Origin of the sequence: Streptomyces sp. NPDC006208 (genome assembly GCF_040613775.1) — a bacterium.
Taxonomy (GTDB): domain Bacteria; phylum Actinomycetota; class Actinomycetes; order Streptomycetales; family Streptomycetaceae; genus Streptomyces.
In genome coordinates this window covers 1-19334 of record NZ_JBEXSW010000081.1, presented here as the reverse complement: position 1 = coordinate 19334, position 19334 = coordinate 1, and the positions used below count along the sequence as shown (strand labels likewise).

26 protein-coding genes are annotated in these 19334 nt (G+C 61.0%); 21 read left to right on the top strand and 5 right to left on the bottom strand.

Going from position 1 to position 19334, the window contains the following annotated elements:
• Positions 1-141: 141 nt before the first annotated feature.
• Positions 142-495: a hypothetical protein gene (locus ABZ208_RS37585; protein WP_356913951.1), complete on the bottom strand. Its 354-nt coding sequence runs from the start codon at positions 493-495 to the stop codon at positions 142-144.
• Positions 496-624: 129 nt separating this feature from the next.
• On the opposite strand from ABZ208_RS37585, the gene ABZ208_RS37580 reads away from it, so the two are divergent.
• The 18 genes from ABZ208_RS37580 to ABZ208_RS37495 all read left to right on the top strand — a co-directional run bounded on the left by ABZ208_RS37580 (position 625) and on the right by ABZ208_RS37495 (position 11318).
• Complete coding sequence (locus tag ABZ208_RS37580; RefSeq protein ID WP_356913950.1) at positions 625-807, top strand: hypothetical protein; 183 nt, start codon at positions 625-627, stop codon at positions 805-807.
• The gene (locus ABZ208_RS37575; RefSeq protein WP_356913949.1) at positions 804-1121 is read left to right on the top strand and encodes a hypothetical protein; all 318 of its coding nucleotides are present in this window, start codon (positions 804-806) and stop codon (positions 1119-1121) included. Before ABZ208_RS37580 ends, ABZ208_RS37575 begins: the two co-directional genes overlap by 4 nt.
• Positions 1118-1672: a hypothetical protein gene (locus ABZ208_RS37570; protein ID WP_356913948.1), complete on the top strand. Its 555-nt coding sequence runs from the start codon at positions 1118-1120 to the stop codon at positions 1670-1672. Before ABZ208_RS37575 ends, ABZ208_RS37570 begins: the two co-directional genes overlap by 4 nt.
• A gap of 119 nt (positions 1673-1791) precedes the next feature.
• Entirely contained in the window at positions 1792-2523 is a 732-nt protein-coding gene (locus tag ABZ208_RS37565) for an ATP-binding protein (protein ID WP_356913947.1), read from the top strand.
• An 84-nt stretch (positions 2524-2607) separates the two neighbouring features.
• The gene (locus ABZ208_RS37560; RefSeq protein ID WP_356913946.1) at positions 2608-3774 is read left to right on the top strand and encodes a hypothetical protein; all 1167 of its coding nucleotides are present in this window, start codon (positions 2608-2610) and stop codon (positions 3772-3774) included.
• 95 nt (positions 3775-3869) lie between these two features.
• Entirely contained in the window at positions 3870-4505 is a 636-nt protein-coding gene (locus tag ABZ208_RS37555; RefSeq protein WP_356913945.1) for a C40 family peptidase, read from the top strand.
• Positions 4505-4768, top strand: coding sequence for a hypothetical protein (locus tag ABZ208_RS37550; protein WP_356913944.1), 264 nt, complete (start codon positions 4505-4507; stop codon positions 4766-4768). The genes ABZ208_RS37555 and ABZ208_RS37550 overlap by 1 nt, the downstream gene beginning before the upstream one ends.
• A 4-nt stretch (positions 4769-4772) precedes the next feature.
• On the top strand, positions 4773-4928 hold the full coding sequence (locus ABZ208_RS37545) for a hypothetical protein (RefSeq protein ID WP_356913943.1): 156 nt from the start codon (positions 4773-4775) through the stop codon (positions 4926-4928).
• Positions 4929-5061: 133 nt separating this feature from the next.
• Positions 5062-5883, top strand: a complete 822-nt coding sequence (locus ABZ208_RS37540; RefSeq protein WP_356913942.1) for a hypothetical protein — start codon at positions 5062-5064, stop codon at positions 5881-5883.
• A complete protein-coding gene (locus ABZ208_RS37535) occupies positions 5883-6896 on the top strand; it encodes a hypothetical protein (RefSeq protein WP_356913941.1) in 1014 nt (337 codons plus the stop codon). The genes ABZ208_RS37540 and ABZ208_RS37535 overlap by 1 nt, the downstream gene beginning before the upstream one ends.
• Positions 6897-6905: 9 nt before the next feature.
• On the top strand, positions 6906-7307 hold the full coding sequence (locus ABZ208_RS37530) for a hypothetical protein (RefSeq protein WP_356913940.1): 402 nt from the start codon (positions 6906-6908) through the stop codon (positions 7305-7307).
• Between the two features lies 1 nt (position 7308).
• Positions 7309-7953 (top strand): transglycosylase SLT domain-containing protein, encoded by a 645-nt coding sequence (locus tag ABZ208_RS37525; protein ID WP_356913939.1) that lies wholly within the window; start codon positions 7309-7311, stop codon positions 7951-7953.
• Positions 7950-8342 carry a hypothetical protein gene (locus ABZ208_RS37520; RefSeq protein WP_356913938.1) on the top strand — a complete coding sequence of 131 codons (393 nt, stop codon included), beginning with the start codon at positions 7950-7952 and terminating at the stop codon, positions 8340-8342. The genes ABZ208_RS37525 and ABZ208_RS37520 overlap by 4 nt, the downstream gene beginning before the upstream one ends.
• A gap of 44 nt (positions 8343-8386) precedes the next feature.
• Positions 8387-8962, top strand: coding sequence for a hypothetical protein (locus ABZ208_RS37515; RefSeq protein WP_356913937.1), 576 nt, complete (start codon positions 8387-8389; stop codon positions 8960-8962).
• Complete coding sequence (locus ABZ208_RS37510) at positions 8962-9183, top strand: hypothetical protein (RefSeq protein WP_356913936.1); 222 nt, start codon at positions 8962-8964, stop codon at positions 9181-9183. Before ABZ208_RS37515 ends, ABZ208_RS37510 begins: the two co-directional genes overlap by 1 nt.
• Positions 9184-9534: 351 nt before the next feature.
• Positions 9535-10440 carry a hypothetical protein gene (locus ABZ208_RS37505; RefSeq protein ID WP_356913935.1) on the top strand — a complete coding sequence of 302 codons (906 nt, stop codon included), beginning with the start codon at positions 9535-9537 and terminating at the stop codon, positions 10438-10440.
• Between the two features lie 2 nt (positions 10441-10442).
• Positions 10443-10787: a hypothetical protein gene (locus ABZ208_RS37500; RefSeq protein ID WP_356913934.1), complete on the top strand. Its 345-nt coding sequence runs from the start codon at positions 10443-10445 to the stop codon at positions 10785-10787.
• A 9-nt stretch (positions 10788-10796) separates the two neighbouring features.
• Positions 10797-11318, top strand: a complete 522-nt coding sequence (locus tag ABZ208_RS37495; RefSeq protein ID WP_356913933.1) for a CHAP domain-containing protein — start codon at positions 10797-10799, stop codon at positions 11316-11318.
• 49 nt (positions 11319-11367) lie between these two features.
• On the opposite strand, the gene ABZ208_RS37490 is transcribed toward ABZ208_RS37495, so the two are convergent.
• The 4 genes from ABZ208_RS37490 to ABZ208_RS37475 all read right to left on the bottom strand — a co-directional run bounded on the left by ABZ208_RS37490 (position 11368) and on the right by ABZ208_RS37475 (position 14747).
• Positions 11368-12918 carry a pRL2-11 gene (locus tag ABZ208_RS37490; RefSeq protein WP_356913932.1) on the bottom strand — a complete coding sequence of 517 codons (1551 nt, stop codon included), beginning with the start codon at positions 12916-12918 and terminating at the stop codon, positions 11368-11370.
• A gap of 64 nt (positions 12919-12982) precedes the next feature.
• Positions 12983-13879 (bottom strand): hypothetical protein, encoded by an 897-nt coding sequence (locus ABZ208_RS37485; protein ID WP_356913931.1) that lies wholly within the window; start codon positions 13877-13879, stop codon positions 12983-12985.
• Entirely contained in the window at positions 13876-14556 is a 681-nt protein-coding gene (locus tag ABZ208_RS37480) for a DNA methylase (protein ID WP_356913930.1), read from the bottom strand. The genes ABZ208_RS37485 and ABZ208_RS37480 overlap by 4 nt, the downstream gene beginning before the upstream one ends.
• A complete protein-coding gene (locus tag ABZ208_RS37475; RefSeq protein WP_356913929.1) occupies positions 14553-14747 on the bottom strand; it encodes a hypothetical protein in 195 nt (64 codons plus the stop codon). The genes ABZ208_RS37480 and ABZ208_RS37475 overlap by 4 nt, the downstream gene beginning before the upstream one ends.
• Before the next feature lie 582 nt (positions 14748-15329).
• On the opposite strand from ABZ208_RS37475, the gene ABZ208_RS37470 reads away from it, so the two are divergent.
• The 3 genes from ABZ208_RS37470 (at position 15330) to ABZ208_RS37460 (ending at position 18742) form a co-directional block, all read left to right on the top strand.
• The gene (locus ABZ208_RS37470) at positions 15330-15782 is read left to right on the top strand and encodes a hypothetical protein (protein WP_356913928.1); all 453 of its coding nucleotides are present in this window, start codon (positions 15330-15332) and stop codon (positions 15780-15782) included.
• Complete coding sequence (locus tag ABZ208_RS37465) at positions 15779-18229, top strand: hypothetical protein (protein WP_356913927.1); 2451 nt, start codon at positions 15779-15781, stop codon at positions 18227-18229. Before ABZ208_RS37470 ends, ABZ208_RS37465 begins: the two co-directional genes overlap by 4 nt.
• Before the next feature lie 90 nt (positions 18230-18319).
• Positions 18320-18742: a hypothetical protein gene (locus ABZ208_RS37460; protein ID WP_356913926.1), complete on the top strand. Its 423-nt coding sequence runs from the start codon at positions 18320-18322 to the stop codon at positions 18740-18742.
• Positions 18743-19334: the final 592 nt, after the last annotated feature.

Below are 19334 nucleotides of genomic sequence, written 5' to 3'. Positions count from 1 at the left end.
GGGGGTGTATGGTGGAGGCCACCCCCAACCTCGCTCCGCTCGGTTGTGTGTAGCCACCACCAAATTCCCTCGTCTTGACCGTGGACACGACAAAGCCCGTTGTCTCGACGAGACAACGGGCATGGCCGCGCGCGACGTGGATCAGCTCGACGCGTTCCTACCGTAGGTTGATGATCGTGTGAGTCGCTCGTACTCTGCGGTGAGTTCAGACCACGTCGGCTTTTCAAGGCCAGCGGCCCATGCAAACAGTGTAGCGAGGTTCACCGCGGCGACGGGCTGGCCGTTCTGGTACAGCGTCACGTGAAGTTCTTCGATCTCGTCGTAGTGCGCCATCCCGGTAACTCCGTCGCGCGGCCAGAAGCCGGCGTTGTCGAATTGCTTGCCGGCGACCTTGACGGTGACATCTTGTTCGTCCGGCTCATGCCAGTCGGGGCGGACACCGAGTTCGTGGGCGAGCGTGGTGAGTTCGGCTCGGGTGGTGATGCGCTTCAACATGCGTACCTCCGTTGCGATCTGTGGTTGTAGTATATCCATTACCGTACTAGATCGCAACCCGTCAAATTTAGTTGCCTTGAGCGACCATACCCCTAGCTAAATGTCCATGACTGCAAGTAAAATAGCTGCATGAGGCAGACGCTCAACGATAAAGTCTACGGCCCTGTACAACGTGCGGCGGCCGATGTGCAGTTGGCGTCTCGACAGATTGGCAACGCCGCACAAGCGCAAACCGCGCTCATGGTGGCGCTCACCGTAGTAGCTGTGACTGCGCTCATGGTCGCTGTGATAGTCGCGAGGAGAACATCATGACGACACCCGCGGAGCGTGCTAAGCGAGCCTACGACCATCTGAGGCTCCTGCACTCGATTCACGGAGACGGCTGCGCCGGCAGGTGGATCGCCATATCCCTTGCTGATGGCAGATGTGACAACCGGCTGTACGACTCGAAGGCCGAAGCAATCCGATTCCAGCTACACGAAACGCAGTGCGCCTACTTCTGCTTCGCAGGCGTGCCACTACTGAAGGAAATTCAGTACTTCCTCGACGCTAACGAAACCCTGTATGACGCGGGCTTCTCCCTGTCGGATCCCGCAACATACCTCAATCCGGAGGCACTTCTATGAGTGACGAAATCTTCGATCCTGAGATCCATGCCGCGGACAAGGACGGTAACCCGTCGCTCAACAAGAACGGCACTTTCCGTAAGAAGCGGCGCGACGCAGGAGCCGGGCGAGGTACGTCCTCCCGGACCACGAAAACTGCCGGCACTTCCCAGCATCGTCGGTATGAAGAAGGTGTCCAGGGGCTTCTCCAAATCCCTGCCATGGCGCTCTCGTTCGTGAACCCGGTCGACGGTTTCTGCGTCGCGCACCATACTCCACCGATCTCAAAGGCGGTGGCAGATCTTGCGATTGAGCGTCCCGAAGTCGCTGCTGCTCTCGACAAGGTTCTCTCGGTCGGTCCCTACGGTGCACTTCTCGGCGCGACGCTTCCTCTCGTCATCCAGCTCATGCACAACCACGGGATGGTTCCTGAGTCGATGGCCAAGGCTATGGGTGCTACGCCGAAGAAGGACATTGAGCGTCACCTCAAGTTGGTACCGCAGACGGAAACGACACCGCAGTACGACGACATTCCGGAGATGAGCGAGGAACTGCACGATGTCGCAGCCTGATCAAGTGTCAGCAGAAGTCGCATACGCCGAAGCGCTGCAAGAGATCTTCCGTCTCCAAGAACGACTCATCATGGGTCGAGCGCTTATCGCTTCACTGAAGAAGCAAAGGGAGGTGAGTGATGGTCAGAAGAGTGACGGCAGTTCCGGGGATGGCCGTGCAGGTGATGCCCCGCAGGACTTTTCTGACTGAGATCTGGGACTACAACGCCGGCGATCACACCTCGTTTATCGGTCCGACCGGCTCCGGGAAAACCTTTCTCGCCAACCCCCTTCTGGCACGGTCGGTCGGTAAGGATCTGCCTGGCTTCATCATGGTGATGAAACGTCGGGATGAGACGGTGACGGAGTTCCTGGAGCGGTATCACTGGCGACGGTCGGTGTCGTATCCGATCCCACCTTCCGTGAAGAAGAAACCTCCGGGATGGGCGGTCTGGCCGTATCACACCACTGATCCCGATGCTGACGACGTGCGGCACGCGAAGATCTTTCATGAGCTCTTGCGGGACCGTTATGTGAAGGGCGATTCGATCGTCTTTGCGGATGAAGTGCAGGGACTGGTCGAGGAGATGAACCTTAAGCGGGACTTGATCCGGATCTGGTCTCGTGGTCGGTCGGAGGGGTGTGGTCTGTGGGCTGCGACTCAGCGTCCGTACATGGCTCCGCAGCACATGTACTCACAGGCAGAGCATCTCTTTCTCGCGTTCACTCCGGACCGTCGTGACCAGGATCGGTTTTCGGAGATCGGCGGTGTCGATCCTGAGTTGATCGTGCAAGTGGTCTCCAAGTTGCCGCGGTACCACTGGCTTTACATCAGGCGGTCGGACCGCGTAATGGCTGTGGTTGGTCCTTAGCCAAATGGTTGCCTCAGGCTACTTGTGGTCTCTACAATTGTTCTGATACCGCCCTGCCAAAGCGCCGGGCACAAGGAGGAATTCATGAGCACTCCGACCGAGGCGCCGGCCAAGGGTAAGGGTGGTAAGGCTGCGGTTGTCGCAGCCCGACCTTTCGTCACCGGCACGCGAACTCTGGAATCCGAGGTCTACTCACAGACCGTCACTCAGACGACATCGACTCAGACCCTCACCCCGTATGAGTTCCAGGTCGACGGATACCTGAGTGGCGCACTCATCCGAGTCACTGCCACAACCGCCGGCAACTCCGCGGCGACTGCATTCCAGGCTGACGGTCCGTTCTCCGTTCTCCAGAGCATCGCTTTCGAGGACATCTCCGGCAAACAGGTCATGGGCCCCATCACCGGATGGCAGCTCTACGTTCTCAATCGCTTCGGCGGTTTCGTGTACTCGCCGGACGCAAAGGCGAATGCGGTCTACTCCGTGACAACGGGCTCTGGCGCAACGGGCGGATCGTACCGGTTTGTACTACGCCTGCCCGTGCAGGTGCGCCGGCGCGACGGAATGGGCAGTTTGCCCAACCGCAACGCCAGCGCGACGTTCAAGCTCAAGCTCACCGTCAATACGTCGGCCACGGTGTACTCCACCGCCCCGACCGCCGCGGCGTCGATCAACGTGCAGGTAGAGCAGCACGGTTGGGCAACGTCCGACAATCGCGACTACAAGGGCAGTGCGGTGGCACCGGCCCCCAACGGCGTCGGCTCGCTGATGTACACCGACGTCGAGACGATCCAGCTCTCCGCCGGCGCCTTCAATCAGAGAATGGGCACCTTCGGCGGTCTGCTCCGACTGCTGGTGTTCGAGCTCCGCGACTCCACTGGCTCTCGCGCTCAGGGCGAGTCCGACTGGCCGTCGCTCTTCGAGGTCGAGATCGACAAGGTCAAGCTCTACTCACGCTCGGTCGTGACGTGGGACCACCTCATGTCCGAAGACTACGGGCTGACTGCCACCGCAGAGTCTGCCACCGCGGTGAACACCAAGATCAACGGAGTCAAGGTTTTCCACTGGCTCGATGACTTCGGACTCCAGCCAGGCGCCGAGAACAGTTTCCGCTACCAGCCAGTGACGCCGAGCACGGCCATCCAGCTCATCGGCACCATCGGCGGATCGGGCGCACACACCCTGACTGCCATGAAGAACTATCTGTCGCCGGTCAACGACGACCCCAGGCAGCTCACCGGAGGGCGGTAACCCATGGACATTCTCAAGCCGGATCTCGGCAAGCTTATCTACGCGGGTCTGGGACTTCTTCTGCTCCCCAAGATCTTGAAGATGGTCAAGCGCTAGTGGCCACCAGCGGCATGCAGATATCGGCTCTCCATCTCGCCATCGCGGCGAGTGGAGGGGTGCTTCTGTACGCCGCGCTTCAGGGAATCAGTCCACTCGAAGCCCTGAAGGAAGTCACGTCGGGTAAGACGCCGCGCGCAGTCGAGGCTAAGTCATCGTCCCTCACACAGTCATCTTCTGCCGGAGTCGGTGGAGGTGTGGTCCAAGCGGGTCTGAGTGGTGGAGGCGGATCGCTAGTTTCCGCTGCACAGAAATACCTCGGAGTCCCCTACGTGTGGGCGGGTACTACGTCCAGCGGCCTCGACTGCTCCGGCCTCATCGTCGTCGCTTTCCGCGATGCCTACGGCGTCACCCCTCCCCGCACCACCTATCTCCAAGAGGTGTGGGGGCAGTTGAAGAAGGTCGGTCGAGGAGACCTCTCCCCCGGAGATCTGGTGTTCTGGCCCGGTCACGTGGCGATCTACGTTGGAAGCGGAAAAGTGATCCACTCACCCCGACCTGGACGATCGGTGTCGTACGCGCCACTGGACGATGCGGGACCGCGCGGAGTCCGCATCTCCTCATACCAGCGCTACAAGAACGCTGAACCGATCACGGTCGTTCCACCCAGCAGCGACGGGCAGGTGATGACCTGATGGCCGCGTCCACCGGTCCCATCATCGCAATCGGTGCTATCACCATGGCCAACAGGTCTGTCTTCAACGATGAGCCGGTTGATTGGAAAGTTCCGGTCGGAACTGCCATGGCAGCACTTCTGTTCGCCGGTGCAGAGCGGGCAGTTGGCCAGACCATGGTCCGGCTCGCGTATCTGGCGCTCATCACCATCGTGTTTGCACGTGTAGATCCTAAAGTCCCGTCGCCGGCAGAGTCCGCGCTGAGTTGGTTCGAAAAGAGGTAAGACCGTGACCACAGTCGAAAAGATCTCCATGGGCATCATCGGAATCGGCATGGCGACCACACTGCTGCTGCCGGGACGTCAGACCGTCCCGGTGATCGACGCAGTACGCAAGCTCTTCTCAGGATCGCTTGCCACCGCGATGAACGTCCCGAGGCGGTAACCATGTCCAAGTCTCTCCAGCAAGCAGTGATCTTCGGGGCCGGTCTTGCGATCGGTCTCGCGATCGGCAACGCAGCTCTGGGCTGGACACGTCGCACTCTGTCGTAACGACTATCAAGGAGGGAGGGCGGCCGATGGCTCGCTACTCGGGAAATCTGCTCCGCATGCAAGCCCCTGCGGAGCCCACGATCGCTCCGGGCGGTCCCGATCCGTCGCACAGTCAGCCGTCCGGTCCCACCGAGGTACCTGAATACCGGGCGGAGGAAATCACCGTCTCGCCGGAGACCGGTATCGATTACGCCGGGCTGCGACTCAGCGACGGTATTCCCGAGGCGATCGTGGCAGGTCAACCGGGCGTCGGGTGGAATGCGCCGGACAGTGCCATGGTCCCGCCCGGATCAGGTGGTACGCCGGCACGTAACGTTCCCGCGTGGACGCGCGGTGATCCTCATAACGCATCGGTGGACACGTCGCACGCGCGCAACCGCGGTGCGACGCCCCTTCCCCCGAATCATGACGGTAACGACTCCGGTCCGTACACGTACACCAACCCGATGGTCGGTGTGGAGGGGACGTCGTTCCTGGAGCGTCGGATCGGGTTCCCGGAGGAAATCTGGGCAGAGCCTACCGGTGGTGGCGCCGACAAGTTTGTTGCAGGCACGAACAGTTACCGGAGTTCGAACCCGGAGGGTGACAACTACCTCCACCGTGGTGACGCCCGTGTCCACTACGGGTTTGAGGGCAATTGGTTCGTTCATACCCCCATGTTCCAGGACAAGCCTGCTCAGACGTACGAGCGTCGGACGCCTCCCATCACCTCCACCGATCCTCTTGTCGGAGGTCGGTACGACCGGACGCCTGCAATGGGGCAGCTTGCTGCCAACCCTTGGCTCTCCGAACTCGGCGAATCGCCGACCCCTACTGGGTACGGCGTTGCAGTCGACGGGGTGATGTGATGACCGAATTCCTCCAAGGCACTGCCGACGTCCCCGGTCTGGGCAAGACGAAAAAGGTCTGGATCTATGGTGGTCTCGGAGTTGCTGGTACGTACGTCGCATGGCGTTGGTACCAGGCGTCACGTGATGAAGAGCCGGAGCCCGGCGCGGATGGCTTCTATTCCTCGACCGACCAGTCGGAGCTAGGTCTGTCCACCACGGGCGGTCCGACCAACGTCGGTGGCAACAGTGGCAACACGTCCACTGACGGGACCACACCGGGATCCATCGACACCAACAGTGAGTGGACCAATGAAGCTGCCGCACTTCTCGGCAACGCCGGTTACGACTCCGCGGCGGTTTACGCGGCTTTGGGCGATTTTCTGGCTCGACGTGCCCTGGACAAGACCGAGGCGACGATTGCCCGTGCAGCACTGGCAGCGGCCGGTCAACCCCCGGTGAACGGGCCGTTTTCCGTGATCGAGGAAGCGGGTACGAACACCGGTACTCTGCCGGCGCCTACCAATGTCCGTCAGTGGGAGAAGCCGACTCCGACGTCGATCGCCATCCAGTGGGATGCGGTGACCGGTGCCAGTCACTACCGGATCTATCGCTCTGATCTGGGAGATGAGCCGATCGGCGACAGCTTTGACACCAAGTTCCGCGCCAACGGGCTCGCTGCGAACCGCTCCTACACGTTCTTTGTCCGGGCGGTCGGATCCACGAGCAAGATCGGTGGCGCGTCCAACCGGATCACACTCCGAACTGTTGCCGCGACCCTGACCAAGCCCACTGGACTACGAGCGACCAATCACACCCGGTCCTCGTTCCGCGTCACATGCTCCAAGGTCACAAGCGCTACCTACTACCGCTGGTATCTGAACGGACGCCCCTACGGGGCTTCGGACGGACCGACACGAGATTTCACCAGTCTCAAGCCCAACACCACTTACAAGATCACCGTTGCTGCGGACACCGGGAACCAATCCCCCGGTCCGGTCTCAGCAGCATTGACCGTCAAGACCAAGCGATAGGAGAGCGTGATGGCTCTGAAGGCAGACAGTGAGGTCAGTATCGCGCTCGCCACCGGCGTGCTCGCGTACGGCTCATACCAGATGGCGCTTCCCACCGTGGCCGATATCCGTTCGGTCGAGAAGAACAACTCCGACATCCAGGGAGCCGAACGGGTCGCGGCGTGGGTGTCCGCAACCCTCGTGTCGGGTATCGCGCTGATCACCAAGAGCCCGTCCGTTTTCGTCGTGGGCGGTGCGGTGGTCATTGCCGCATCCTGGATGACGCGTCATGCGGATCAGGTGGACACAGTCTCCAAGCGAGCGGCGAGTTTTGTCCCCGCGCCTGCCATGGGCCCGGAGGGTGTGGCCGGTGATGAGGTTGTGACGTCTCAGAGCGCCAGCGTGACTCCGATCTATGGCGTGGCGGTCTGACATGATCCTCACTCTCGGTCAGATGTCGATGCTTGCTCGTGCTGCCGGTCTCCCCGGAGATCCGGACGTATGGGCGGCTGTCGGCATGGCCGAGTCGAGCGGGGACACCAACGTCGTCAACGGCATCGGGTGCGTCGGCATCTGGCAGATCAACCAGCCCGTACACGTCAAGAGCAACCCGACGTGGACGGTGAAGTGGCTCCAAAACCCGATGAACAACGCCATAGCGGCGAAGAAGATCCATAAATCCCAAGGTTGGAACGCTTGGGAGGCGTACACCGGGCCGGACGGCACCGGGTCGGATGGACCCTGGCGTCAGTACTACAAGAAGGGGTCGTCAGCAGGAGCGCAGCCAGTGGACTTTGACTTCTGGGATCCGCTGGACATCCTGCCCGATGGAAGTACCGATGGCATGCCGGATCTCCCCGGTGTCGACACTGTGGAGGGTATCGCCGACGCAATCGCCAAGACCGCTGACGTGCTAGTCAATCCGCAGACGTGGCTTCGCATTGCATACGGGGCGATCGGAGTAGTCCTTATCGCCGGAGGGCTCTTCCTTCTGGTCAAGACCACCGCGGTGAATCAAGCGTCGGGCGCGGTGGGCAAAGTGATCAAAGGCGTGACCAAGACTGGAGCATCGTCGTGATTGATCTGACACCCGAGCCTGAAGAGATCGTTCAGAGCGAAGATGACGATTACAACCTCACCCCGATCCCCACCACGGTGTGCGGACCGGTCGGGACGCGCGAACTGCCCGGTATCCGAGCCGGATACAAAACGGAGTCAGGCGTCAGCTCGACGCTGGGTGTCAAGCTTTTGCCGCTGGAGCCGCGACGAAAGTCCGCGGTACTCATGGCCAATGATCAGGACATTTGGATCTCCGGCTCCCAGGCAGGCGCTCAGGCAGGTGCGTCGGGAGCATTCAGGGTGTCGGCGGTGGTCCCTTTCACGATCGACCACATGGATGAGGTCTGGGCATGTGCTGTCAGTGGCACGACGGACATCTCCGTGATGACCACCCTGTGGAGTGAGTGATGCCGAGCCCTTCTTATGTGCCGGTCATTCCCACCGGGCGATCCGTGGACTTCGAGCTGCCGATAGAGGTTGCCGGGCTCCGGTATCCGGCCGGCGACGCGGTTCCCCAGGATCACGGGTTGGAGTGTTGGACGTTCCAGCCCTACGGGTCTGTGTCTTCGGCTCTCCTGTCCAACGGACGGGTCTACCTTGCGAAACTGCCGATCCGTAGAGCCGTCACGGTGGACACCATCTGGTGGGGCGTCGGTACAGCGGGCGCGTCCCCGGTGGCAGGTCAGAACGAGGTTGGAATGTACTCCTCCGCGGGTGTCCTGCTGGCTGCGACGAACGTGGATGCTGTCATCTCGTCGGCCGCGCCGAAGGCCACGACGATTACGCCTCAGTCGCTGACGGCCGGCGATTTCGTGTGGATCGGTTTCGTATTCAACGCCACTACGGCTCCGACCCTGGTGCGTGGCGCGTCCTTTGAAAGTTTTCCCAACCTTAATCTCACCGCGTCGACTCTACGGTCTGCGGTGGCGGTGGCGTCCGGTGCCACTGCCCTGCCCGCTTCATTCTCGCCGGCCGCATTGACCACCACGAACAGTTTGACGTTGTTTGCCGGTTTGGAGGCTGCCTGATGACTACCGCTCCCGGCGATCTTGCGATTCTGTTCGCACGACTTGAAGTGAAGTTGGATCAATTGATCGACGCGTCCGGCGACCATGAGGCTCGGATCCGCCGGCTTGAGGACCGCACACCAGGAGTCGGCAAGGGTACGCACTGGGCTGTCGTGCTGGCTAACGCGATCATGACTGCAATCACCACCGTCGCGGCCGGCTCCACTGTGATTGGCGGCTGATCATGACAACGCAAACCCTCGACACCTTCGGCAACGTCACCCTGAACGGATCCGGTGCCGGAACGCTTTCACTCGCCCCCGAGGCATTCCGCACCTGGACCATCACCTCAATGAATGTGCGCACCACACAGACTCCGACACAGACGCCGGTCCCGCAGTGCACGGTGTACCTCGGCTCCGTGGGAGACGGAAACATCATCTGCCAGACATGGATGGGCAACCGGGCAACTGCCAGTGGAACCCCGGTCCTTGTCCAGCCATCGCAACCCCTGATTTTCGTATGGGAGAACGGCGTTGCGGGGACAACCGCGACCGCATCCCTCTACGGCACCATGACGATGAGGTGATCGCATGCAGTTTCTGGATGAACTCGCTGGAGGAATCATCCTGATCCGCCCTGCCCTCCGCTCCCCCAACTACATGACGGGGAGTACCGGGTGGACGATCAACCAGGATGGGACCGCGGAATTTGCCGATCTGACGATCCGCTCCAGTGACGGATCCAATTCTACGGTGATCATCGCTAACGGTGAGATCGAGATCCGTGACGGCTCCAACAACCTGGAGATCGAGATCAACGCCACAGGTGTCACCACCTATGGCAACCGTGGTGGCATCGACTACGTCAATCGGATGACGGAGTCTCTGTATGAGATCGGTGAGGTCGGGCAGGCCAATCCGGGGCTCATCGGGTACACCAGTCTCGGTGGAGGTCAGTACGCGCTGGAGATCGAGTCCGGTGGTGATGCGGGCACCGGCAGCTCAGAGATCAACCTGTATTCGGAGACTGGCGTCGGCGCCGGTGACAGCGAGATCAACCTCCTTGCAAGCCTGATCGAGTTTCACGGAAACGTCGCTGCGATAGCCACGTACGCCGGTAACGCGTTCACCACCTACACTCCGACCGTCACCGGGGGTGGTGCAGTCACGTGGACCACCCGCACCGGATGGTGGCAGCGCGTCGGCAAGATGATCTTCTTCAACGCGTATCTGGTCGTCAATGTCGCAGGCTCCGGCGCTCTCAACGTGGCGATCACCGCACCGACGAACATCGACAGGACGATACGTCAGACCGTGTTCGTCTCCGGTGAGGGACTGACTGCCGGCAACTCAGGCAGTCTCGCTCTGACTGCGTTCACCGGCGGCGCCGGAGCAACCTTTGATCGTCTCCGCAACTCCGCGGGGACGAACATCACCGGAGCTGCACTGGCTGCCGGCGCCGACATCACCGTCACGGGCTGGTACAGGGAGGCATGATCATGAGTACCCCGACCGACGTCAAGGAAGAGCTGCAAGAGCAAGCCGAGGAGACTCAGGCAGAGCTCAGCGACGTCAAGGCAGATGCCAGAGAAGCCCGGCAAGCCGGTGACACTGCCCGTGCAACTGCACTTGAGGCCCGCGTCGACAGCCTGGCCACTGATCTCAGCGAGATCAAGTCCGCACTCACCAAGTTGGTCGAACGACCGTTCGCACCGGCGCCTCAGCCTGTGGTCAAGGCAGAAGAGTCGGTCGAGAAGAGCGAGTCGGAGCCGACCAAGCCCAAGGAGCGCGTACACCGTTTCGGCTCCAAGCGCTGGTTCGGCGACCGAGCGTTCGAGGACTAGGAGACTGGCATGTACGACACCACCTCATCCATACGCCTGGCACGTTCACAGACCGGCTACCGAGAGGGCCGGAGTGCCAATGGCAGATGGAACAACAACCAGAAGTACTCCGTGCAACTGCCAGACTTCTCATGGTCCAACTGGCAGCCCTGGTGCGCGACGTTCGTACAGTGGGTGTTCTGGCAAACGGGTGTGACGGTGCCGGTAGGCGCTCGATCGGCGTCATGCGGCGTTTCGTGCGCCGCCTACAAGAAAGCCGGTCGCTTCACTGCCTATCCGGTGGTCGGTGCTCAGGTTTTCTACGGCGCCAACGGCTCCAACCACACCGGAATTGTCGTGCGCTTCGACGACACGTACGTTTATACGGTCGAAGGAAATACAAATTCCTCCGGCTCTGCCGAAGGTGACGGAGTGCACGAGAAGAAGCGCGTGCGTCGAGACGACTACGTGTACGGCTACGGAATCCCGTACTACAAGGGAAAGGCTGTGAGTCCCGACCCGAAGTGGAACGAGCGCGAGATGAGCACCTAGCCCATGACAAAGGGGCGGACCGTTGTAGGTCCGCCCCTTTCTGTTGCCTCTACGCGCTACGGGATTCGTACCACTCTCGCAGTTCTACTGCTGTCCACCGTCCCTCTTGTCCCTTCGGGAAGTTCGGGTCGCGACGCTTGGCCTGTCGCAGTGCGTCGGCCGATAGAGGCACGATTTCCTCACGGGCTGCGGCAGCGAGGTGGTACCGCGGCGGCTCGACCAGAGAGAGTGTCACGCCGGATGTCACGTCACACAAATCGTTGCTGGTCAGAGCGTGGTTATGCGCCTTCGGAGGTGCGTGACGTGACACGCTGGGAGCTGGCGCGACGACCCCGGACATAGCCCACGTTTCGGCTTCCTCGTTGGTCATCAGAAGGACTTGGGTCTCTGTCGCGACACCACCTAGGACAACCTGAGCGCGCCCGATGTGGCGCGTAGAGCGGGGGATCGGGGACACCTCGGGGACAAGCATTTTCCACGCGTTCTGGGTGTAGCGAGACAGAATACGAGTCGCGAAGCACTCGCGAACTTCCGGACCACCCAGAGCCGTTGCAGTGGCCGACTGCGCCACGAGAAGAACATGCATCTTCACTGCACGTCCCATGAACAGAATTTCGCGGAGTGCGTCGATCGCCGGCGACTCTTTCGGGTCCGCAGGGCCGTCCTCATCCGCCTTGGTCTTACGGATCGCAGTCCAGTACCGCTTCAACTTTGCAATGGTCGCATTCGCTTCTTCCAGTAGGACCACGAGACGGGGGCCTACGTCCGGCTCTCCAGAGTCTTCCCACTCGTCCACGATTCGATTGCGCTGATGGCCGGTCTGACCGAGAGAGACGAGAGCATCATGGATTTCCCCGATCTCCTTGCAGTAGTTCACTTGTGGGAGTCGGTTTGCCCACCGCTGTGAGTGGCGCTTGAAGTCGCACACCACCATCTGCCCGCCGTTGTGGAGAACCTGAGCGGCCATGGTTCGAGTGATCACTGATTTGCCACCGCCCGTACTGGCAGATACCAGGATGTGCGGCGACTCTGCATCGAGGTCCACCGACACTTGCCTGCCCTTGGGTCCGATGCCGATCAAGGGTGCGGGCTCACGCGCGGACTCGACTTGCAGTTGATGATCGACGAACATGACTTCGCTGGGTGGCCTGGGTGTCTGCTTGAGGACGATGTGCGGACGCCGGCCGGCGAGTTGGTACGTCATGGTCACATCCGTGAGCCCCAGCTTGTGCCGGACGATTGTGGTCGTCGTCTGCAAGTCGGTGCCGGTGAACGTGACGGGCAGGAAGATCTTTCCCACTTCCTCGCGGTTCTGATACCCGCGCGCGATCTTGATGTATGACCGCGGACGGGCATCGGGATCGATGCCCAAGGGCCCTGCCAGCGTCCGGTGAAGTGGAGTAACCCAGTGCCAGCGGTGCGGGAACTCGACCAGCCAGTCTGTGATCTGGTATCCCGACCAAACGACACTGGCCGCTGCCAGCCCCGTCATGGCGGTTGCAGTTTGCTCAGGGTAGGCCAGCCCGGTCAGTGTCGCACCGACTCCGCCGATCCACAGTGACGCCTTGGTCCACGGGTGTGACATCATGGTGTTACTCATCTCCAGCTCCAATCTGGGATGAAGGGAAGCCCGCCCCCACTTCGCTTGGGGGCGGGCTTTCCAGTTACTTCCGCAGTTCGATGACCTGAGCCTCAGGCTCCAGCTCTGTCCTCTTGTTGAGGATCTGAGCGACGTACTCCGGCTTGACGTCGACACCCTCACCGATGAGGAAGTCAGCGATGGCGGTCGGCTCGAGCTCCGGCAGTTGTGCCTTGACGTAGCGGATCGCGTCCGACTTGGTGAGCATCGCAAGCGTGGGCGGCTCGATGGCAAGTGCCACCGGCTCCGGCTCAACTGCCTCGACCCCGCTTGCAGTTGTGGGGAGCCCGAAGGCTTCTCGTACGTCTGCTTGCTCCTTTTCCATGGCGAGCATGTGCAGCACCGCGGACTGTTCGATCCGCTGAGTCTGCCGGCGTACCTGAGCGATTGCGGCCTTGGACTGGGCTTCCGAGGTCTCGATTGCGATCCAGGCCCGGTCTTCGGGGGAGAGCTCGGCGTTGACGTGCTTCATTACCCCAATCCAGATCGTCTTGGCGAAAAGAGAGACTGCCGCGCCAACGACTCCCATTGCGACGCTCCCTTCTTCCAAGCCTGCCCAGAAGAGCGCGCCCATAGTGGCCGCGAGCATGCACCATCCGAGTCGGTCGGCAAACTGGCGCTTCGCCTCGTTGTACCTGCCGAGGTATGCCAGCAAAAGCGCCATGAGCCATCCGATGTCAAAGATGCCCGCGGCAACGTACCCAACTCCGCCGTGCAGAAGTCCGCCGATTTTGACGGTTGACCAGACGATGACTGCGACGGTGAGTGCAAGTGATACGCCGATGGCGACGCGGAGTGCTACGGCGTTCCAGTCGCGGGGGAGTGCCGGCATGCGGACGGGGACGTCGCGCGTGACGGTGATGGTTCGTCCGTCGCGGGTGTCGGGACTCGACACCTTCTGGATCTTGGTCTTGAACTTCATGCTGCGATACCTCCGTTGGCGATTTGAGCGGTGAACTGCGCTCCGATGTACTGCGTATAGGCCGGTGGGATGGCTTCTGCGATGCTCTTACGGTTGCGCGTCCAGTGGATCCCCATGGCGTCGCGCCACTGATCTACCGTGCCCTTGTATCCACCGTTGCCGTATACGGCGTAGTAGTAACCGCCGTTCGCTTCGGTGATCAGCTTGCCGTGACGCATCCCGAGTGTGAGTCCACGGTGCGGGGGATGCGTCGGCTTCGCGGTGGACCATCCGCCCAACTCGAAGTTGCGGTGACGTGTCACGCGCAGTCCGAACATTTCGCCACAGAGCACGAGATCGGGACGGGCTTTTGGAGTCTCGATCACGTACGGGAGTCCGATCTCTTCCAAGAGTTCCTTGGTGGGTGCGTACAGATCGGGGTACGTGTGGCGCAACCTCTTGTTCGTACCTAGCGTGATGGCTGCATCGTGCTGGCAGGGGGACGATGCGTGGATCATGGTGTACGTCGCGCGGATGTAGTCGAGCCGGGGATAGGCGTACTCGAACACGTCGCTCACGATCGTGCGATATGCGTTGTCGGGCTGCGGATTCTTGTCGACGCCATCGACGGTGAAGCCGGCACGCTCGTACCCCTTGCGCGCACCTCCGACTCCAGTGAAGAGATCCAGCAGTCTCATTCGCTTGCTCCTTGGTCGATGATCTCGATGAGCTCGCTGGTGTGTCGCTCGGCGAGAATCGAGACGGCGATCATGAACTCGGAAACGGCCATCTGCCGGCGAGCGGCGCCGCTGGTCACCGCGAGAGCCGCACGGAAGGCGGTGCGTGCCTCGGGAGTGACGCTCATACCGACGTATCCGGGGACTGGCATGTGGGGGTCTCTTCTCTCACGGTGGCTTGCTACGTCTACAAGTTAGATGGTAGCATGTGGTAAGTCAAGTGCGCTACAGAGTACGCCGCATGACGAAAGATCAAGAGTCGGTGAGGGAGGGCGGGATGACACACCACCACAAAACGGTCGTTGCAACTTGCTCACAAGTCGCCGGAGTTGATCGTGATCTGCACAAATACCGATGGCGACGAACCTGTAACCGGTCCGTCGCCATCAGGTATTCTGATGAGTGGTTGTTGACGCAACCATCACATCACTCGCTCGCACCTCCCCAAACACGTCACATGCTCTACGGGGAAGCTGCACACTGTTTCGCGCAATCGGAAGGGCAGTCCGCTCGCGGTCTGCCTCTCCGACGCACGATCGCCGACCCGCGATAATTTATCAACCGGCCGGCGTCAAGTCTTAGGGTAGCAATACCTGGTTGACGCCGCCAAGGCAGGTCACGCGTAAATGGCGCGAAATAAAAAAGGTGGCCGGAGCCCGACAGCTCCGACCACCGCATCACTCAAATCGCAATCCAGAGTACCACGGTACCTGGAGTAGGGGACTACCTGCCTCATGGCGAAAAAGGGTATTTTCCGTAGATTCACGGAGACCATCACCACACCGGTGAAGAAGGTCACCACCGCAGTCGTCGACTCCGTTAAGGACGCCGGCACCGCGGTGAAGAAGACCGTCGCCCGTCCGTTCACGAGGAAGCTCAAGCCGGCGAAGAAGCCGGCGAAGAAGGTCTCACCGAAGCCCCGCCCCACACCTGCCGTAGCACGCGAGCAACTGCACCAAAAGCTCTCGGACATGCACTGGCTGGCAAAGAAGTGGGACTCCGCGGCCATGTCCAAGCGGATCAGCAAGATGACCGACACTCAGGTATACGCAGCCCTCGACATGTCGGAGAACGAGATCGAGAGCGCGACCCGCGCCGACCCGTCCGTATCGACACGGTGGGCTGCACCAGACGACCCGAACTCCAACATCCTTTGGTACCACGGTGGGGAGACGATGGTCGGATGACGACTCCCAAGCCAGACCCGTTCCCCCTCGTGAAACTCTGCGAGGGGTGCGGCGTCGAGTTCATGCCACTGACGCGACGTGCCACCCGCTGCAAGAAAGGGTGCGGACGCAAGGACACCCGTCGTGGTCCACGCGAGAGCAAGAACGCAGCGCGGAACAAACGTCGCGCGGAAAGCGGCGTAACGTTCGTCGGTATCGACGGTGAGGGATACAACACCAAGGTCACCGGTTACGAATGGGAAGAGATCGAGGGGGAGTTGGTCGAGGTCCCCGTCGAGGTGACCGAGCATCGGTACAACATGCTGAGTGTCGGTGACCACACCTTCTGCACTCCCCGCGGCGAACAGATGTCGTACAACGAGGCACTACAACACATCTGGGACAGCGCCGAAGAGTACCGGCGCAGTGGAGAGCGGATCTGCCTTGTCGGTTTCTTCCTTGGGTACGACTTCATCCAGATTTTCCGGACCCTCCCCGAAGACGTCGCATGGAAACTCTTCTCCAAGGCAGGGCAGGAGATGCGTCGAGCACTCCAGGCCAAGAACGGATGGAAGAGAATCCCCAAAGTCAGGGTCGGACCATGGCGCCTCGACATGATGGCCGGCAAGCGTCTGACCATCTGCCACATCGACCATCCTGGAGTCACGGTCACCGTGTGCGACGTCGGCGCATTCTTCCAAACCTCATTCCTCAACGCGATCAACCCGAAGGACTGGTTGGACCCGATTTGCACTCCCGAAGAGTTCGAGATCATCAAGCGCGGTAAGGAAGCCCGCGGCGGGACGATGACCGTCGAGGCTCTGTTGGCGGAACAACCTGAAACGATCCAGTACAACATCACGGAAAACATCGTGCTGGCGCGACTCATGACGCGACTCGACGAGGGCTTCCGCCACAACGCGATCCACCTCCGGGCGGATCAGTTCTATGGCCCTGGACAGGCTGCACAGACATGGATGTCGAACATCGAGGCGCCGACGTCGGAAGAATTGGCAGAAGCGCTACCGACTCACATGTTCAAAATCACACAGGGTTCGTACTACGGCGGCTGGTTCGAGATCTTCGCCCACGGACACGTTCCCGGCATCACGTGGGAATTCGACATCACGTCCGCGTACCCCGACGTCATCCGCCGACTCCCCTGTCTCCTGTGTGGCGAGTGGCGCCCCGACCACGACGGAATTCTCCGGATCGCGAAGTATCACGTACGGGCGCCAGCCGGCGCAGTGACCGGACCACTCCCCCACCGCCGGCGCGACGGTACGATCCTGCGCCCGCTGGAGACCCGCGGATACCACTGGCGCGATGAGGTCGAAGCCGCAGAGCGCGCCGGTCTGGTCGAGGAATACATCTCCGTTGAGGACCGGTGGTCGTTCCATCGGACCCCGTGTCGGCACAAGTCGGCATACCCCTTCAAGGAGATCGAGACACTCTTCCTCGACCGGATCAAGGTGGGGAAGAAGTCACCGGCAGGTAAGGCGCTCAAGTTGGTATACAACTCTGCGTACGGCAAGACCGCGCAGTCGGTCGGTATGCCGAAGTTCGCATCTCCGGTGTACGCGTCACTCATCACCTCCGGATGCCGTACAAAGATCCTTAACGCCATCGCGGCACACCCCAAGGGGGCAAAAGCGCTGGTGATGGTCGCGACAGACGCAGTCTTCTTCCGCTCGCATGTCCGCGGCGCCACGAGACGACTCGCTCGCGCGGACCGACAGTTGGAGAAAGGCAAGATCACTCTTCAGGTGTACGGAGAAGTGATCGAAGCGATGGCAGCGAAGGAGCATCCAAAGCTCGACATGCGACCCAACACTTTGGGGGCGTGGGAGGGCGAGATCAAGAGGAATCTCACGCTCTTCATGCCGGGTGTGTACTGGGACGACAAGGCGCGCGAAGCCATCGCGAGTGGAGGAAAGCTCTCACTCAAGTCCCGCGGCATCTCCGCCAAGGAACTGTCCAAGTACATCGGAGAGATCGATCGACAGTTCAGCGAGTGGGACGGCACGACGTACCGGATCGCTGACGACGGAACGTTCATGAGCGAATGGCCGACCCTCACGCTGTACTCCGAGTTCGGGTTGGTGAGTCTCCCTCAGGCACTGGAGCGGGACAAGTGGGGACTCGCCGGCACTCTCATGACCTATCAGAACGATGAGGGCGAGACCGTGACCGGCGTCCGTCGAGTCATCACTGCCGACGCGAAGTCCAAGCGGGCACGGGGCGAGTTCCAACCGCTTTTCCAGTGTGCACAGTTGGAGCGTGACGGGGATCTGTGGCGGAGTTGGCCGTACGCAGCGGTGATGCTCGACGGAGAGAAGTGGGTGGACACCACGCCGTACTCCAGGGGCTTCGGGCATGACTTGCATGTGGATCAGGTGATGGAAGCAGCCGCTTCACCTGATGGCGATCCGTTCGTCGCCATGATGCAGGTTCTCAAGGGAGATTGAGGCCACGTCACTTGACAGACCCTCAATCCGTAATGTAAATTAAATGTCATCGGGTCGGAAGTTCCCACCCGATCACAGTTGGAGGCCATCATGTCCGTCAACACCACCGCCGGCGCATGGGATGCAGATGTCGAGTTCGTCGGCGGCGCCGACCTCCGCGACAAGGCAGAACTCATCGGCATCGAGTTCAAGATCACCGGCGTCCGCTTCGAGAAGAGCGCCCGCGGCGTCGAGTACGTGTACGTCGAGGCCGAGACCCGCGAAGGCGAAGAGTTCGACTTCAACGACTCATCCAGCAGCGGCGTCAGGGCACAGATCATCACCTACCTGGAGCGCAAGGGCACCGAAGTCGACTACGAGAACCCCGACGTGGTTCACGACGTCAATCTCCTCATCCCCAACGGACTCCGCGTCAGCACCTATGAGGTAACCGACCTCCGCGGTAAGGCGAAGACCGCGAAGACGTACTACCTCACCAGCGGCGGCCGGCGTCGCCAGCAGACCGCAGCCTAACTCCACGTAGGCTGCCACTCAGGGCCCGTCACTTCCTCCCCCACGAGGTGACGGGCCCTGATCCATTTCGAAAGGATGCCGGCATGTCAGAACCACGCAAACCCTTCGACCTCTACAACCGCGAACTCCGCGCAATCGAGTACGCACTTGAGCGCAGTTACGGGACCCGAGAGTCAACCACGACCATGGCTAAAGAGTGGGGAGTCACCGTCGAGCGAGCCAGACAAATTCAATCGCGCCTCCTGAGTCGAGTGCGTGGCGAGTTGGGGCGACGAAAGTACGACCGGGGAGAGTCATGACCAGTCAAGATCCATTCGCAATTATGGCAGCGGTCGAGTTGGCCGACTACTGCACTCCGGAGTGTGTGCATTCAGAAGGGGAAGAGCCGTGCGGTCCCCCGCTGATCGCACCTCTCACTGGATTCGACATCTACTTGATCAACAGGTACGGTTGATCAATGCGCCGGCATATTGCCCGCTGTCTCTCGAAGGCAGCGGGCTTTGTCGTGTTCACGGCCAAGTCCGGGGAATTTGGTGGTGGCTACACACAACCGAGCGGAGCGAGGTTGGGGGTGGCCTCCACCATACACCCC